The sequence below is a fragment of the Neobacillus camarae genome (assembly GCF_054950115.1).
This window is the reverse complement of the sequence record NZ_JBUCKX010000002.1, coordinates 177,611-194,182: the sequence shown is the minus strand read 5'-3', so window position 1 is coordinate 194,182 and position 16,572 is coordinate 177,611. Positions and strand designations below refer to the sequence as shown.

General features: G+C 42.4%; 16 protein-coding genes. 8 read left to right on the top strand and 8 right to left on the bottom strand.

From position 1 onward, the window contains the following. Window positions 1–75: 75 nt before the first annotated feature. On the bottom strand, window positions 76–747 hold the full coding sequence (yeiL, locus tag ACY8D0_RS08695; protein ID WP_462411328.1) for a transcriptional regulator YeiL: 672 nt from the start codon (window positions 745–747) through the stop codon (window positions 76–78). An 80-nt stretch (window positions 748–827) separates the two neighbouring features. Here yeiL and ACY8D0_RS08690 point away from each other — a divergent pair, with 80 nt between their 5' ends. After that, on the top strand, window positions 828–2,003 hold the full coding sequence (locus tag ACY8D0_RS08690) for an MFS transporter (protein ID WP_462410120.1): 1,176 nt from the start codon (window positions 828–830) through the stop codon (window positions 2,001–2,003). A gap of 79 nt (window positions 2,004–2,082) precedes the next feature. Here the strand turns inward: ACY8D0_RS08690 and ACY8D0_RS08685 are convergent, their stop codons facing one another. Both ACY8D0_RS08685 and hprK read right to left on the bottom strand, forming a co-directional pair. Beyond that, window positions 2,083–3,585: a malate:quinone oxidoreductase gene (locus tag ACY8D0_RS08685; protein WP_462410119.1), complete on the bottom strand. Its 1,503-nt coding sequence runs from the start codon at window positions 3,583–3,585 to the stop codon at window positions 2,083–2,085. 293 nt (window positions 3,586–3,878) lie between these two features. Next, window positions 3,879–4,823 (bottom strand): HPr(Ser) kinase/phosphatase, encoded by a 945-nt coding sequence (hprK, locus tag ACY8D0_RS08680; RefSeq protein ID WP_462410118.1) that lies wholly within the window; start codon window positions 4,821–4,823, stop codon window positions 3,879–3,881. Window positions 4,824–5,086: 263 nt separating this feature from the next. Here hprK and ACY8D0_RS08675 point away from each other — a divergent pair, with 263 nt between their 5' ends. Beyond that, the gene (locus ACY8D0_RS08675) at window positions 5,087–6,070 is read left to right on the top strand and encodes a glutathione S-transferase family protein (RefSeq protein WP_462410117.1); all 984 of its coding nucleotides are present in this window, start codon (window positions 5,087–5,089) and stop codon (window positions 6,068–6,070) included. Window positions 6,071–6,092: 22 nt separating this feature from the next. Next, window positions 6,093–6,632: a GNAT family N-acetyltransferase gene (locus ACY8D0_RS08670; RefSeq protein WP_462410116.1), complete on the top strand. Its 540-nt coding sequence runs from the start codon at window positions 6,093–6,095 to the stop codon at window positions 6,630–6,632. Window positions 6,633–6,775: 143 nt separating this feature from the next. On the opposite strand, the gene ACY8D0_RS08665 is transcribed toward ACY8D0_RS08670, so the two are convergent. Together ACY8D0_RS08665 and ACY8D0_RS08660 are read right to left on the bottom strand one after the other, a co-directional pair. Further along, window positions 6,776–7,963: an amidohydrolase gene (locus ACY8D0_RS08665; RefSeq protein ID WP_462410115.1), complete on the bottom strand. Its 1,188-nt coding sequence runs from the start codon at window positions 7,961–7,963 to the stop codon at window positions 6,776–6,778. A 378-nt stretch (window positions 7,964–8,341) separates the two neighbouring features. Then, window positions 8,342–9,160, bottom strand: a complete 819-nt coding sequence (locus tag ACY8D0_RS08660) for an SGNH/GDSL hydrolase family protein (RefSeq protein ID WP_462410114.1) — start codon at window positions 9,158–9,160, stop codon at window positions 8,342–8,344. 349 nt (window positions 9,161–9,509) lie between these two features. On the opposite strand from ACY8D0_RS08660, the gene yedE reads away from it, so the two are divergent. The 3 genes from yedE to ACY8D0_RS08645 all read left to right on the top strand — a co-directional run bounded on the left by yedE (window position 9,510) and on the right by ACY8D0_RS08645 (window position 12,395). Continuing rightward, on the top strand, window positions 9,510–10,739 hold the full coding sequence (yedE, locus tag ACY8D0_RS08655) for a selenium metabolism membrane protein YedE/FdhT (protein ID WP_462410113.1): 1,230 nt from the start codon (window positions 9,510–9,512) through the stop codon (window positions 10,737–10,739). Between the two features lie 70 nt (window positions 10,740–10,809). After that, entirely contained in the window at window positions 10,810–10,989 is a 180-nt protein-coding gene (locus ACY8D0_RS08650) for a sulfurtransferase TusA family protein (protein ID WP_462411327.1), read from the top strand. A 173-nt stretch (window positions 10,990–11,162) separates the two neighbouring features. Continuing rightward, window positions 11,163–12,395, top strand: a complete 1,233-nt coding sequence (locus tag ACY8D0_RS08645; protein WP_462410112.1) for an L-lactate MFS transporter — start codon at window positions 11,163–11,165, stop codon at window positions 12,393–12,395. A 76-nt stretch (window positions 12,396–12,471) separates the two neighbouring features. Here ACY8D0_RS08645 and ACY8D0_RS08640 read toward each other — a convergent pair whose 3' ends face one another. Together ACY8D0_RS08640 and ACY8D0_RS08635 are read right to left on the bottom strand one after the other, a co-directional pair. After that, window positions 12,472–13,311 carry a sulfurtransferase gene (locus ACY8D0_RS08640; protein ID WP_462410111.1) on the bottom strand — a complete coding sequence of 280 codons (840 nt, stop codon included), beginning with the start codon at window positions 13,309–13,311 and terminating at the stop codon, window positions 12,472–12,474. Window positions 13,312–13,359: 48 nt separating this feature from the next. Beyond that, a complete protein-coding gene (locus ACY8D0_RS08635) occupies window positions 13,360–13,749 on the bottom strand; it encodes a nuclear transport factor 2 family protein (protein ID WP_462410110.1) in 390 nt (129 codons plus the stop codon). Window positions 13,750–13,945: 196 nt separating this feature from the next. Between ACY8D0_RS08635 and ACY8D0_RS08630 the strand changes: the two genes are divergently transcribed. After that, the gene (locus ACY8D0_RS08630) at window positions 13,946–14,440 is read left to right on the top strand and encodes a CarD family transcriptional regulator (protein ID WP_462410109.1); all 495 of its coding nucleotides are present in this window, start codon (window positions 13,946–13,948) and stop codon (window positions 14,438–14,440) included. 39 nt (window positions 14,441–14,479) lie between these two features. On the opposite strand, the gene ACY8D0_RS08625 is transcribed toward ACY8D0_RS08630, so the two are convergent. Further along, a complete protein-coding gene (locus tag ACY8D0_RS08625) occupies window positions 14,480–14,926 on the bottom strand; it encodes a MarR family winged helix-turn-helix transcriptional regulator (RefSeq protein ID WP_462410108.1) in 447 nt (148 codons plus the stop codon). Between the two features lie 154 nt (window positions 14,927–15,080). Here ACY8D0_RS08625 and ACY8D0_RS08620 point away from each other — a divergent pair, with 154 nt between their 5' ends. Continuing rightward, window positions 15,081–16,538: an MDR family MFS transporter gene (locus ACY8D0_RS08620; RefSeq protein ID WP_462411326.1), complete on the top strand. Its 1,458-nt coding sequence runs from the start codon at window positions 15,081–15,083 to the stop codon at window positions 16,536–16,538. Window positions 16,539–16,572 lie beyond the last annotated feature (34 nt).

Here is a 16,572-nt window from a genome sequence, read left to right as displayed (position 1 = left end):
GTAAAAACAGGCGTATTCCTGCTGGTTTTCCCCTCATACTATTTGAAAAAGGCCTGACAAGGATTTGTCAGGCCTTTACTCATTCCTTAACATTCCAGCGATTTCCCGCAATACTTCCGGCCTTCGAATATGATAGTGCCGCCCATCCTTCTCCAAATACCCTTTTTCGCAGAATTGCCCCAGGACATGCAGTAAATGCCGGTAAGATACCCCTAAAAAGTCACAAACCATTACATGTTTTTCCTTATACACTTGATTATCCGCTGTTTGTAAAATAAAATCAGCCAGCCGGTTTTCAAGCGGGAAGGCAAGGCTTTGCGCATATTTCGCTGCCATGGTGGTAGACTTTACACTTAAAAAACGGGTCAGTTCTCGCAAAAATTTCACATCTTCGAGCAACAGCCCCCGGCAGCGGTTAAATGGAATGGCCAAACAAACTGTTTTCGTGGAGGTTTGGATTCCTTTTGTATAATACACATCATTCAACAATTCCATTTCTCCGATATAATCATTTGGGTTAATAAAATTAATTAAGGATACTTTGCCGTTTAAATGGGTCATATAAATTTTCGCTTTGCCCTCAATCACATAAAAAAGAAAATCCGGGCGCATGCCTTCCTGAATGATCCATTCATCGCGTTTATATTCATGGACTTCCATAAATTCTTCAATCGGAAAGGAAAATAAATGAGTAATAGAATGCTGTTCCAAAAAAAGCCGCCTTTTTTCATTTTTGTAAATTTCCATCATCCACCTCAGAATATGAGATATCTCCTATTATCGTACCTGTCTCCATGATATCATGCAATCATTGGGGGGAAACAAAAATGAATACACAACGCTGGATGGGCCGGCAGTTTTTCACTTTTTATATGACTTGGGGCATCTTTTTGCCCTATTGGACGGGGTGGATGGTCGATACAAAAGGGATTTCCATTTCACAAGTCAGCTTGATCATGAGTTTGGGCTTGGTTGCCAGGGGACTTTCCACCTTATTTGCGTATCCTTACTTATCGGGGAAATTCAGCAGCAAGGCATTATTAAACGGAATGGCCATCGCTACGCTGATTACCACTCTTTTCTATATTCCCGTGCACTCGTTCAACGGATTACTTGGGGTCACCTTGCTTCTCCATATTATTTACCCGACATTGATGCCGGCATTGGATAGCGCCGCCGGTGTCCTTGTACAAAGCAAGCAATTAAAACACTATGGCAAAAGCCGCTCATGGGGGTCGCTCGGGTTTGTCGTGGCAGGTATGATCTTAACCGTCTTTACCGGTAAACTGGGGGATGATGTGATTCTATGGGCATTGTTGCTTGGAATAGTGGTATTTGTGTGTCTTGGCTTCCTGCGTGCTCCTTTGGTATTATCTGAAAAACCGCAAAAGCAGCAAACAGAAAAACCCAGCATGCTAAAATTGTTCCGCATTAAACATTTTGGCATGGTACTCGTCATCGTCATTTTGCTGCAGTCGGCACATGCTTCTTATTATAACTACGGCTATCTGTTTTTACAGGACATTAACGCTCCTAAATATTTAATTGGCGTGATCCTCAACATTGCCGTACTGGCGGAAATCATTTTCTTTTCCGTCGCCGACCGGATGTTTCAAAGATTTTCCGCAGGCTCACTGTTGACGCTGGCCGCGCTTGGTTCAACCGTACGGTGGATTTTGGTATTTGCCTTTCCAAATGTGATGGTGTTCTGTATTGCGCAAATCTTGCATTCCTTCTCATTTGCGATGGGACATTATGCGTTTATGAAATATTTGATTAAAAATATTCCGCATGAACAAATCCCGATTGCGCAAGGATTGTATTCTGCGTTGGCCCTTAGCTGGGGTACGGCCGTGTTCACGATTTTCGGCGGGTACTTGTTTGAAATCGAGCCAAGATACGCCTTTATCGGCATGGCTGCCTGTTCAATTCCATCCATGCTTTTGGCGCTTGTTTATCGTAAAGCGGATGAGGTAAGGAACCCACCGTTACTGGCAAAATAAAAAGCGGCCATGAAAAAAGACCCTTTCAAACTATTGAAAGGGTCTTTTTTACATCTATTCATCTTTTCTATTCAAAGTATTAATTATGAACAAGCTCTTTTTCGACTAATCCCAGCGCCTGCGCAGTTGTCTTATGAACTTCCTCGAGCAGTTCAGGGTTGTCCATCAATGACTCGCCATATGAAGGGATCATCTGTTTGATTTTCGACTCCCAGTCTTGGATTTGCTGCGGGAAGCATCTTTCCAAGACTTTCAGCATGACATGAACCGCAGTGGACGCACCTGGGGAAGCTCCCAATAACGCGGCGACTGATCCATCATGGGCAGTTATGACTTCCGTGCCGAATTGAAGGGTTCCTTTGCCGCCGGACACCGTATCTTTAATTACTTGCACGCGTTGGCCCGCCACCACGATACCCCAATCTTCGCTCTTGGCGTTCGGGATAAACTCCCGCAGCTCTTCCATCCGCTGTTCTTTCGATAACATCACTTGCTGGATCAAGTATTTTGTCAGTGACAACTCTTTCACGCCTGCTGCCAACATCGTGAGGACGTTATTCGGTTTCACAGAACCGATTAAATCCAGATTTGATCCTGTTTTTAAGAACTTTGGTGAGAATCCGGCAAACGGTCCGAACAGCAAGGCTTTCTTGTTATCAATGAATCTTGTATCCAGATGTGGAACAGACATTGGCGGAGCCCCCACCTTGGCTTTGCCGTATACCTTTGCATGATGCTTGTCCACCACTTCCGGATTATGGCATACCATAAACAATCCGCTTACCGGGAATCCGCCAATATGTTTTGATTCAGGGATTGCCGTTTTTTGCAGCAATGGAAGGCTTCCGCCGCCAGCGCCGATAAACACGAATTTGGCCGTATGGCGTTCGATGTTACCCGTTGCCATGTTCCAGATTTTCAATTCCCATAAGCCGTCCTCTGTCCGTTTAATATCTTCCACACTATGTTTATAGTTGACCTCGACGTTTTGGCTTTTCAAGTGGTCAAACAACATGCGAGTTAACGCACCGAAATTAACATCCGTTCCCGAGTCGATTTTGGTTGCTGCTATCGGTTCATTAGATGTTCGGCCTTCCATGATGAGCGGAACCCATTCCTTCAGCTTTTCAGGATCTTCCGAATACTCCATCCCTTGAAACAGAGGGTTATCCGAAAGCGCTTTAAAACGTTTTTGCAAAAAAGTAACATCTTTATCGCCCAGCACTAGGCTCATGTGTGGCAATGGCTTGATAAAATCCTGCGGATTGCGGATTAGATTACTATTTACAAGATAGGACCAAAACTGTCTTGACAGCTGAAACTGTTCATTAATATTAACCGCTTTGTTGATATCAATGGATCCATCCGGTTTTTCGACGGTATAGTTCAGCTCACAAAGCGCAGAATGCCCCGTTCCTGCATTATTCCATTCGTTCGAGCTTTCCTCACCTGGTTTTTCAAGTTTCTCAAACACTTTAATTTCCCATTCTGGTTCCAGCTCTTTCAGCAATGACCCCAATGTTGCGCTCATGATGCCCGCACCAATTAGTATAACGTCTGTTTTCCCCTTTACGTTGCTCATGATATCCATCCTTATCCCCTATATTGGCAGAAAAGGGCAAGTGGACCTGCTTCGATGTGAAAAAAGCAAGACACGTATATGCACCTATTCTGTCTCAATTTGAACGATTCATAGATTAAAATCATTATACTACTATTATCTGATAATTATAAACTATTTAGAGACTTTAAAAAAGTGAAAAGTCTTTCCACAAGGTTCCATGAGCACTAAAATGACTATGTAAAAAAGGATCTGTCAGAATGACTGTTGATTTCCGCTTCAGGCACTCAGAAAACCCGCGGGTGTGCCAGGTCTTATTTATCTGATTCCATACTGGATTTCAATATTTCTGCCTCGATTCGGCTCATGAATTCTTCCGCCGCGCTGTACCCTTCCTGCTTCAAATACCAGTTATTTGCCGCTGCCTCAACTAACCCCGCCACATCGCGTCCAGGCTGGAGTTGGATTTCAATCGAAGGAATTTTGACACCCATATATTCGGTATAACCAAATTCCTTGTCTAAATCATTATTCAAGGCATCTTTTTCCCATTTCGTCAGGTGGATATCAAGACTAATCCTTGTTTCATCTTGAAACGCCTTTCGGCCGTATACACGGACCACATTCAACAACCCGATGCTGCGAAGTGCCAAAAACTCCCTGTTTTTCACATTATGCGTCCCCAATATGGTTTGGGTACTCAGCTGCTTCAAAACCACGATATCGTCCGCCACCAACCGGTGTCCGCGTCCAATCAAAGTGTGGGCTGTTTCGCTTTTGCCCACCCCTGAATTGCCGCGGATTAACACGCCGATTCCAAACACATTCATGCAAACCCCATGCACCGTCATTTCCGGTGCCAGTTGCTTTGTCAAATATGCTTCCAACTTGGTGATAAACTCTGACGTTTTCTCAGGTTTGTCCGTTATCAGCAAAGGGATTCCCTGCTCTGTGCAATGATGCATGAGGTAGGTCAGTCCATCTTCACCAGCAGGTACAATAAAACATGGGGGCTGATAGTGGACCACATTTCCAATGCGGATTTTCCGTTCCTCTTTGGTTAACTTATGTAAATAGGTAATTTCCCTTTTTCCCAAGATTTGAACCCGTTCTGTTGGAAAAAAGTCAAAATGGCCGACAAATTCCAGACCAGGGCGATGCACTCGCGGCTGTGTAATCAGATTTTGCATCTGCCCTTCGCCTGCGAGTACTTTCAATGAAAACCTCTTAACCAAGTCTTCCACCGTTATATTCTTCACTCTATACTCACGTCCTATTTCATCCTATATAATTGCCATTATACTTAAGATTTTTGTGAACGTCACCAATCAGCAGACGAAAGCCTCAAAGGCTGCTATCCGCCAATATAGTAATAAGAATTTGTCACTTCGTTAAAAGGCAGCCTTTTACAAACAAAATTGGATTTTTATTAATTTACAGGATTTTAAAAATGAAAGTGGAATTTCTAGATTATGGACTCTTCCTCCTACATCAAAAAAGAAGTTCAGAAAGGATTTTAAAAATGACCAATCAAAAAACAGCAGAAATCAGCGTAGATGGTTCTTTCAAGCGCCAAGTAAATCGATTCAATACACCATTTGGTAATCAACCACAGGACCTCCCGGTTATGGCGGGCCGCTATCGGCTCATATGGTCTGCTGCATGTCCTTGGGCCCATCGCTCTGTCATTGTACGAAAAGTTCTTGGATTAGAAGAAGCTATCAGTTTAGGAACTGTTAGTCCAATCCGTCCAAGGCTTCCACATGTGGATTGGGAATTTTCACTGAATAAAGACGGGGTAGATGAAGTTTTAGGTTTCCAATACATGAGTGAAATCTATCACCACACCGATCCAAACTATTCGGGTCGGCCAACTGTTCCAGCCATCATCGACATCCATTCCCGTAAGGTTGTCAATAACGATTATTTTAAGCTGACCAACTATTTAGAAACAGCCTGGAAACCCTATCATAAGGAAAATGCCCCTGATTTGTATCCAGAGCCTCTCCGTCAGGAAATAGATGCATTAAATGAGATTATTTTCACGGACGTTAACAACGGGGTATACAAATGCGGATTTGCCCAAACTCAAGAATCTTATGAAGCTGCCTATGACGCGTTATTTAATAGATTAGATGAATTTGAGCAACGCTTATCGAAACAGAGATTTTTATTGGGAGATTTCATAACCGATTCAGACGTCAGGTTATACACGACATTAGTCCGCTTCGATGCCGCTTATTTTACGGCCTTCCATACAAACCGGAATTTAATTCGTGAGTTTCAGAACTTATGGGGGTATGTGCGCGACCTCTACCAAACACCAGGTTTCGGAGATACAACAGATTTTGATGCCATAAAAAAACATTATCATTTATCTATTACCATTTCTCCCGAGAAGCCAGAACCAAAAATCCTGCCAAAAGGTCCTGACGTATCCGTGTGGAATTCAGAACATCATAGAGATGCACTGAGCGGAAAACAAGAAAAGTTCCTTATTCAGTAGATCAAAGGGAGATGTGGATGAAATGGAAAAAATAGAAATCTATGATGCTGAAATAAAGATGTACCCGTCTATTCGAGAACAAAGAATTGAGGCTTATCGCCAATACAAAGACGTTCTGCCATTAGAACACTGGGAGGCTTTGGCCAAGTCTATTTCCTCGGCTGTGGCTGAACAGGAGGGAGTAGAATTAATCGTTGCCCGCATACAGGAGAAAATAGTCGGCAGTGTTGTTCTTTTTCCTGCGGAAACAAATGCTTATGAAGAAGGATATATCGGCGAATTAGACTATCCCGAAATACGCATGCTTGCGGTAGCCCCAGATGCACAGGGCAAAGGGGTGGCGTCGGCCCTTATTCGTGAATGTATAAAGCGCGCTGAGTCGAAAGGGTATAGTGCCATTGGGCTGCATACGGGGGAATATATGAAAAATGCCATCAGTCTATATGAAAGGTTTGGCTTTGAGCGATTGCCTCAGTTAGACTTCGAACCAGCCGATGATGGTATTGTCGTAAGGGCTTATCAACTTAAACTCATGAAAAGCTCTATAAAATTGGGCAGTTGATTTTAAGCTCCAATCAACAGAGTAAAAAGGAATTTCGTTTACAGATACTATGAAGAGGATGCCCTCTTTGCTTCAGCACGGGCATCCTCTTTTTTCACAATCTTTTACCTTAATATTTCTCGCTTCCTCACATGCCCCAAACATTACGCCAATCCATAGTACCCGCAAACAACAATGCCGACTGCTTTTGCAGCCACAATCAGGGCATCTTCATCAATATCAAATTTGGGATGATGGTTGAAATATGGTTTTTCTACCCCTTTTGGTGTACAGCCAATATAAAAATAACAGCCAGGGATTTTCTCTAAATAATGAGCAAAATCATCAGAAGGTGACATCATCGGATATTCCACCACTTCTTTAATATCTGGGTCATTCACACCTTCAAGACTCCTTTTTACTAAGCCCGTCATTTCCGGGTCGTTATAAAGCGGCGGATAATCTGGGGTAAAGGTCAACTCACATTGAACACCAAACTCAGCCTCCAGGCCATCTGCCAAGCGGCGTAGTTCCTTCGCAATAATCTCTTTTGTTTCATCTGACATATAACGGATATCGCCTTCAAGCTCGACACGGTCCCTAATGACATTAAAAGTTCCCTTCCCATCAAAGGAGCCAATGGTAATGACCCCCATATCAAATGGATTCAAGCGGCGGCTAATGATGGTTTGAACCGCTGTAACAAAATGAGCCCCGGCAACAATAGCATCATTTGCCTTATCAGGGGAGGAGCCATGTCCGCCAACCCCTTGAATTCCCACCTTTAAGTAGGCTCTCCCGGCCATGGAATAACCACTGTGATACCCGACAACACCAGCCGGATTCATGGGAAGCAAATGGATGCCGAAAATATTTTCAACATCATTAAGCACCCCGGAATCGATAATGCTTTTTGCACCGCCCGGCGGTACCTCTTCGGCGTGCTGGTGTATAATTTTGATGGTGCCAGGTAGTTCATTTTTTAATTGAATCAGGCAATCTGCTAAGATCAGTAGGTAAGCCGTATGTCCGTCATGTGCGCATGCATGCATGACGCCTGCCTTCTTTGATTTAAAGGGAAGTTCCGTTTCTTCAAAAATCGGAAGGGCATCGTAATCGGCGCGAAGGGCTATCGTTTTTCCCGGTTTTCCACCCTTAATAGTTATGATAATCCCATAACCATTCCCCACATTAGATTGAACTTCAACATCCTTACCTTTATAAAAGTTTAATATATATTGTGATGTATTTTCTTCTTTAAAGGATAACTCTGGATTTTCATGTAAATGACGGCGAATTTGAATCATTTCATCTTTGCGTGAATCCAACATTTCCATTAATCGTTTTTTCATCTTGGCTCCCCTTTAGCTTCTTCGATTTTTATTAAATAGGCTCTGTTAAAGGTTAATGTCGACTTTATGGATTGAAAAATAGGCGGAAAGATTCCTGCTAAATCAGGAAATGCGCATATTTCCCTACAAATAAGCGGATTTTTTTCTGTTAATCTATACATTCCTTGGATTTTAAGGCTTTTTTGTTAATTAAACGGAAAATCTCCGCCTATTTCCCTTCCTAACGACTACTATTTCAAAATAAACGGAATTCCTCCGTTTATGTGAGTTCAGAAATCAACAATGAACCATAACAGAGCCATTAAATAAAAAAAGCACACCTGATTTTATCAAGTATGCTCTATTATTTAGACCCTTATGATTAATACCCACTCTGATTTATTTTGATAAAGATTTCAGCTTGGCATCTGCCAATAATGCAAGGGCTTTATGGCCTGCCGGTGTCGGGTGAATATCGAAAGGGATAATATAGGCGGCCGGGTTTGCTTTAAAGGTTGAATAGGCATCGGCTACATACACTCCTGTGAATTTTCCTACTTGGCTGATAATGCCATTTACAACCATTAGATTACCCTCAATGAAGGTATGTAAAGGTCCCAAGAGCAACTCATTCAGTACAGGATTATCACTCAAATAAATTGGATTATACAGGTTGTATAAAATGATGGGAGCATTGGTTTTCGCCTTAACGGACGCGATAATTCTTACCAGATTTGCCGTATATAGTGCCAGTTGTTGTGGTGTCGGTGATGTAAGGGTTGTGGATTGGACCGCTTTAGCCACTTCTCCATTAGCCAGATTGGCCTCCAAGTTAGGCAAGAGCGGCTGCAGTTTGGCTAAAAGTTCCGCAACGCCGGTTGCCTGCAGAAGATCATTGCTGCCAATATTGATGGTAACCACATCGGCCTGTTGGATGGCGGCATTGAATTCTTTTTGATTGGAGTTAATGACTGCCAACAATTGTGAAGAAGTCGCCCCGCTCCCGCCAAATTTCACGACACTTTTTGCCCCTGAAATCAAATCTGGGAAAGCCGTTGTGGATGGCGGGGGATAACCAAACGTAATCGAATCACCCAGTGCCACAACGTTCAGACCTGCTTTTGGGGCAGGTGCCGTCTTGGCAGCCGCCAATGGTGCTCCAAGTGTACCCATAAATAACAGGAACACAAGGATCACAGAAAGACGCTTGAATCTCATAACTGATTCCTCCTCTTTTAAAAAATAGGTATGCGTCCCTATTATATTCGGACTAGTCAGATAACTTTCTCCGTACTTTCATGCAAAAAATGAGCATAAACGACGTAAGGACAATCAATGATGTAAATTAATGTCACGACCTACCATTTGTTCCAATTGAAACAAATGACTAATAGAAAGAGACAAAGTTATTTGATAGCCAATAAAACTCAAACATATCGATTATATCGATTGTTTTTAATCTTAGTTAACGATAAATCAAATTGTTATGTAACGAAATAACCGATATATTGGTGTGTATATGGAAATTTTTAAAATTATCATCTTTCAAAAAAGGGGGATCAGTTTCATGAATCTTTATCAAAAGGTCTTCAAAGAATATTGGAATCCCTACATAGCCATTAGTATTGCTGGCCTTGTCAGTGCCTTATACTTCGGGATCACAGGTACGGTTTGGGCCGTAACCGGGGAATTCACCAGATTAGGCGGGCATATTTTACAATGGTTCGGAGTCGACGTGTCACAATGGGCGTATTTTCAACTGGTGGGCATTGAAGGGACTCCTATCAGCCGAACTGATGGCTGGATTGTCATCGGTATGCTGGTTGGCGCTTTAATTACGATTTTACTGAGCAACAGTTTTAAAATCCGCGTGCCGAGACAAAAGCGGCGATTAATCCAAGGGTTCATCGGCGGAATCATCGCAGGATTTGGCGCACGCTTGGCCCTTGGCTGCAACTTGGCAGCCTTTTTTACAGGTGTACCCCAGTTCTCGTTCCATTCCTGGATCTTTATGTTCACCACTGCCATTGGAACTTTCTTTGGTGTCAAAGTCGTGAATACGAAATGGTGGCTGGGAAAGCCAACCTTGACGAAAGGCGCGATGAAACCGATTACCACCCAGAATGTCCAAAAAAAGAGTATCCAGCCGGTGTTAGGTCTCCTTTTTGCCTGTCTGTATCTTGGGCTTATTCTTTACTTTTTTGCAACAGGCAAATCTCTTCTTGCGGTTGCCTGTATAGCCGGAGCCCTGTTCGGGATTCTGATTGAACGCGGGCAAATCTGTTTCACTTCTGCTTTCCGTGATCTATGGGTCAGCGGCCGTGCCGTGATGTCCAAAGCGATTGCTGCTGGGATGATGATCAGTGTCATCATAACATTCATCTACATTCAAAACGGCTCTGTTGCCCTTATTAAAATGGCTGCTCCCAGCACAGCAATCGGCGGACTTCTTTTTGGATTTGGCATTGTCCTTGCCGGAGGCTGTGAGACTGGTATGATGTACCGAGCCATGGAAGGCCAACTGTTATTCTGGGTCGTAGGCGCAGGCAATATTGTTGGAGCAACAGTTCTTGCTTATGGCTGGGATCATCTCGGCATCTATCATGCCCTTGTGGAAAATTGGCCAAAAGTAAACTTAATCGAACAATGGGGACCTATGGGAGCCCTATTTGGAACGATGGCCATGCTGGCTGCTTGGTTCTTGTTATCAAATTGGTGGGAAAAGCGGTTCCGTTACGGAAAAGGAATCAAGCTTCAAAAAACGGAACGGGTTTCTCACGTTACAAAGGAGGCTTAACTTCATGTCCCAGATGGTGGATGTCAATTACACGTTAGACATTCGCGGCGAGCCTTGACCATATCCTGTCATTTATGCGCTGGATGCGCTAAAAACCATGAAAATTGGGGAAGTCTTACAAGTCATCGCCGACTGTCCGCAATCGTTTCGAAGTGTCCCGGAAGAATCCGTCAAACATGGCTACCAGCTCGTGACCGAGCCGAAAAAAGTCGGTCAGGATATCTTTTTCTATATTAAAGTTGTTAAATAAAAGTTCTTTAAAAAGCACCTATGCAGGCCAAAAAGTCTACCTATAGGTGCTTTTTTATATTTTCCTTCCATTCCTCTCCTAAAAAGATTTCCTTTATTTATTTGGAGTTATGCTTTCCTTTCAAACACAAACTAAAAAGCATCACCCCCGTTATATGTGAAAGGAAGAATAACATGCATTCACAAACAAATCGCAGGTTGATTGTTTTGGGAACGATTATCGTTCAAATGGGCCTGGGAACTATTTATACATGGAGCTTATATAATCAGCCACTAGTGGATCGCTTCGGCTGGCAGCTAAGTTCAGTCGCTATCACTTTTTCCATTACCAGTTTTTCCTTAGCCATTTCCACACTATTTGCGGGGAAACTTCAGGATGGGTGGGGAATTCGAAGGTTAATCTTAGTTGCGGGAATTGTCCTCGGGGCTGGATTAATCATCAGTTCACAAGTATCTGCATTATGGCTGCTTTACATCACGGCTGGGGTGGTCGTTGGATTTGCCGACGGAACTGCCTACATCACCTCCTTATCCAATCTGATTAAATGGTTTCCGGAGAAAAAGGGGCTGATTTCAGGAGTATCTGTTGGGGCATATGGAACAGGCAGTTTAATATTCAAATACATTAACGGCTCTCTCATCCAAAACGTTGGTGTGTCTTACACCTTTTTATACTGGGGCATCATTGTCATGTTGATGGTGGCGGGCGGTTCATTCCTGGTGCATGAGGCGCACGAAACAGGTCATTACCAGTCGGATCAAAGGCAACCTGCCAAAGATTACACAGTCAAAGAAATGCTTAAAACAAAAGAAGCTTACTTATTGTTTATTATGTTCTTTACTGCATGTATGAGCGGTTTATATCTTATCGGGATTGTAAAAGATATCGGGGTTAGTTTAGCTGGGTTAAATGCGGCAACAGCAGCCAATGCCGTTGCACTAGTAGCCATTTTCAACACCATTGGCCGGATTATCCTTGGAGCGCTGTCCGATAAAGTTGCCCGTTTAAAAGTGGTGGCGGGCGCTTTGTTGGTTACCGCGGCAGCCGTATCTGTTTTAAGCTTTGTAACACTTAATTACATTCTGTTCTTCGCCTGTGTCGCGGGAATTGCTTTTTGTTTCGGGGGAAACATTACCGTCTTCCCGGCAATTGTTGCCGATTTCTATGGCTTGAAAAATCAAAGTAAAAACTATGGCGTTATTTATCAAGGATTTGGAATCGGCGCATTGGCCGGATCCATTATTGCCGCAGCACTGGGAGGCTTTGTGCCAACCTTTATGCTTATTGCCGTGTTGAGTATCATCTCAGGGGTATTGGCCCTATTTATCAAGGCACCGGGGCACGGAGCTCCAAGAAAAGAAAAAGGGAAAGAAAAAAACTTGCGCCGCATGCTTCCGACCACATGAGTTGGATAGGAAAGGAAGGAAAAGTGCCTGTGGCGCCTTGGCGGTGACAGGCACTTATTTTTATAAAGAATTTATTTTACGCTTTCCCCTTTTCTACCTCATTCTCGTCATATGAGACCCAATCACTATAACTTCCCGCATATAGCTTTACATTTTGGTAACCTGCCATCTTTAATGCGATGTAATTAGGGGTAGCCGTTACTCCCGACCCGCAGTAAACAATAATGGGTTCCTCTTGGTCAAGCCCAGCAAATCTCTTTTTCTGTTCCTCGTGGTTTTTAAATGTTCCTTGTTCCAATCCTTCTGCCCAAAATTTATTGATCGCACCGGGGATATGGCCGGCTTTTTTATCTATTGGTTCCATTTTTCCTGCATAACGGTCCCCATCCCTTGAATCTATTAATACAGGAGACTTCTTCTTATGTTCGACAACTTTCTTTACTTCTTCATAAGAAGCCAGCATTTCTTCTTGGATGTTCACTTCAAATTTAGCTGATTCAGATTCAGGTATTTCCACCGTCGTTGGGTAACCAGCCTCCACCCATCCTTTAAAGCCGTCATTTAACACATAGACCTTTACATGTCCTAAAAAGGAAAGCAGCCACCAAAAGCGGGATGCATACTGTCCCTCTCCACCGTCATAAGCCACTACCATTTTGGTATTGTCAATTCCTGCTTTTTCAATTTCTAATTTGAATTGATTGATATCCGGAAGCGGGTGCCGGCCACCGTGCTTTGAGACAGGAGCCGATAACTGTTTTTCTAAATGAAAATAGTAAGCACCAGGGATATGGCTTTCATGATAAAGCTTTTCCCCTTTATCCGGTTTTCCTAGGTCAAACCGGCAATCGACCATTTTAACCTGCGGATTATTTAATTGTTCTGCCAACCATTCTTTATCGACAACAAAATTCACGTTATCCATCCCCATCCATTAAAAATCTTTACTGCAACCGTTTAAATGCTAGAATACTCCATTCTCATTCGGGGAGTTCTCTGGTATGGCTTGGCCAATATCCCATAATTCAACCATCTGATTATCCTGGAAGCGGAAGATATGCACCACAACTCCTCCCAGGTCCTCTGGATTCTGTTTTACATGGGAGTGAACCATAACCATCTCTTTCTCTTCAATGGCATGCTTGACCTCAAAAATTTTGTGAGGATTCATGACGGCATTTTCCTCCATCGCCGTCATAAGCGAATCGGCATCTCCCCGAAAAAAAGGGTTGTGGTGGCGAAAATCCTGTCCTGCATGTCTCTGAAACGCTTCTCGGACTTGCCCCGATGCCACGAGTTTTAAAAAGGACACGGCTTGCTCTTTGAGGGAGAGAATTTGATTTTCTGTACTCATTTCCATCGTCCTTTCATTTTGAAATTTTTCTGTCATAGAATTTATTAAAAGTTTAAGGCACCTGTTACCTTTAGTCAATTTTTGGAATATGATTTGGTGTTATTCATACATTGTCAACAAAGTTGACAATTCATGGTAATAGGAGTATCATAGAATGTAAACTAGGTTTACAACTGAGAGATAAGGGGGCTTGGCAATGTTTCAAATTGGAGATTTAGTTATTTATTCCGTACACGGTTTGAGCAGAATTGATGATATTTGCGAAAAAACGATTTCAAATGTGACCAAAACGTACTATGTTCTGCATCCTCTTGATCAGGCCAATCTAACCATCAGTGCACCCGTTGACAGTGATAAAGTGATGATGCAAAAAATGATGGAACCAGAAGAAGCGGAGGAAATCTTACAATTCTTCAAACAGCCGGGGAGCAGCTGGATCGAAAATTCAAAACAACGGTACAGCCGCTACCATGATATAGTAAGGACAGGAGACCGGAAGGAATTTGCTAAAATAGCCAATACCTTAATGCGCAAAGATCAGGAACTGCATTCTGAAAACAAAAAGATGTTTGATCAAGACCGCAAATTATTAGACCCGATCCAAAATTTATTGTTTAAAGAATTAGCAATGTCTTTGGATACTACTTTTGAAAAGATAGCTGAACAGGTAAACAGCTTGATAAAACAGTAATCAAAAAGAGTTGAAGGACATCGATCATCCCCCAACTCTTTACCTTTTATAGTCTTCCTCTAATCCCCAATCAGATTTTAATAAATCAATCAGAAATGCTATTTCCTTTTCTCCCATTTTATCTGCAATTTTATTCACAAGCGAGGCCTTTAGTGCTGCATTTTTCTCAAAACATTCCACACCTAATGAAGTTAACTTTATGCATTTTTCTTTATGATTGTTTTCAACATTCATTACTTCAGCTAATCCTTTTGACTGCAGGCCTTTTATAAATTTATGGACAGCCTGCCGTGATATATCCACATTTTTTGAAACATAGGCAATGGTCGGCTGCTTTTTGTAAATTCTCGCCATGATAAACCATTCAGAATTGGATATATGAATATCACTGCTATTATTCCACAGTTTCTCTGTAATCCTGCGAAGTAAAAGATGACGCTCACTTAGTAAGTCAATTAAATCCAAGGACTCTAATTCAGGATTCAAGCGTTTTCACTCCATTCATTGTTTCGCCACCTACTATACAAAAAAACTTTTTTATTGTCAACCACAGTTGACATTTAGCCCAAGTTTATCGTAGAATGATTTAGTCAACTTAGTTGACAATACTTTTTTTTCAAAAAAAGCAAAGGGGATTATGATGGGAACACAAATTCAAGTAAGAAACCCTAAGACAATGGCATTTATTTTAATGTTAGGTGCCTTTATCGGGTTATTTGGCGAAACAGCCTTAAATATGGCCTTATCCAATGTGATGGAAGACTTTTCAATCAAGGCCGCTGCCGCACAGTGGCTGACAACAGGATATTTATTAGTGTTAGCCATTTTAGTGCCGGTTTCGGCACTTTTAATGAAATGGTTTACAACAAGACAATTAGTAGTCGGTGGAATCGTTATTTCGCTGTTAGGAGCTATTTTAGCAGCGTTGTCTCCCAGCTTTTCCGTATTATTAATTGGCCGTTTAATCCAAGCCTTTGGAACGGGGCTTCTGCTGCCGGTCATGATGAATGTTGTCTTGCTTATTTTCCCGATTCATAAACGCGGCGTTGTGATGGGGATTATGGGCTTAGTGATTACACTGGCCCCTGCTTTAGGGCCAACGCTTTCAGGGGTTATTATTAGTACATTAAGCTGGCATTATATTTTCTGGATTAGCGCTATTTTCTATGTGTTATTAACTATTTTTGCTGCAGCAAAAATGGAAAATGTTTCAGACATCACCAAACCCAAAGTTGATAGTTTGTCGATTCTTTTGTCATCCATAGGTTTTGGGGGATTCATCTTTGGATTGGCCACAATGGCTGAAGCAGCCTTTTCCTCTCCCAAAGTATGGGCAACATTACTTGTAGGGTTGATTGCTCTTGGATTATTTGGCATGCGTCAAATGAGAAGGCCCGAGCCCATGATAAATTTACGTGTTTTTAAATATCCCATGTTCGCACTTGGATCTTTCATGATGGTTCTTGGTATTTTAGTCATTTTATCAACGGCTATTCTATTGCCTCTTTATTTAAAGGGTGCTTTATTATTTAGTGCTGCGGCAGCTGGTTTGATATTATTGCCTGGCAATGCCGTCAATGTGATTATGTCACCGATTGTTGGAACATTATTTGATAAATGGGGACCTCGTTTCCTTGTCATCACGGGATCAATGATGATCGTCATAGGGAATTTCATGTTTGTGTCCGTTCTTTCCAGCCAAACACCTACTTGGCAAATCGTTATAGCGTTTATGGTTTGTTTCTTTGGGTTATCGATGTTCATGATGCCATCCCAAACGAACGCCCTTAATCAATTGCCGCGTGAGCTATACGCAGATGGGTCAGCCGCAATGAATACATTGAATCAAGTGGCCGGTGCAGCAGGTACTGCCGTTGCGATTACGCTTTTTACTGCAGGTCAAAATGGTTTTGTTATCGATGTTCCAGATGCCTCCCAAGGAGAAATTTTAGCGGCTGGCGTAAAACATGCCTTTTATTTTATTACTGGAATTTCAGTAGTTGGATTCATTTGTTCTTTCTTTATAAGAAAACCAAGTGATGTGAAGGAAAAGACTCAGGCTGCTGTGGTGAAAACAACAGAACCGATACGGAATTAGCCAAGAAGAAGTGCCTGCACAGACAGTGGCAGGC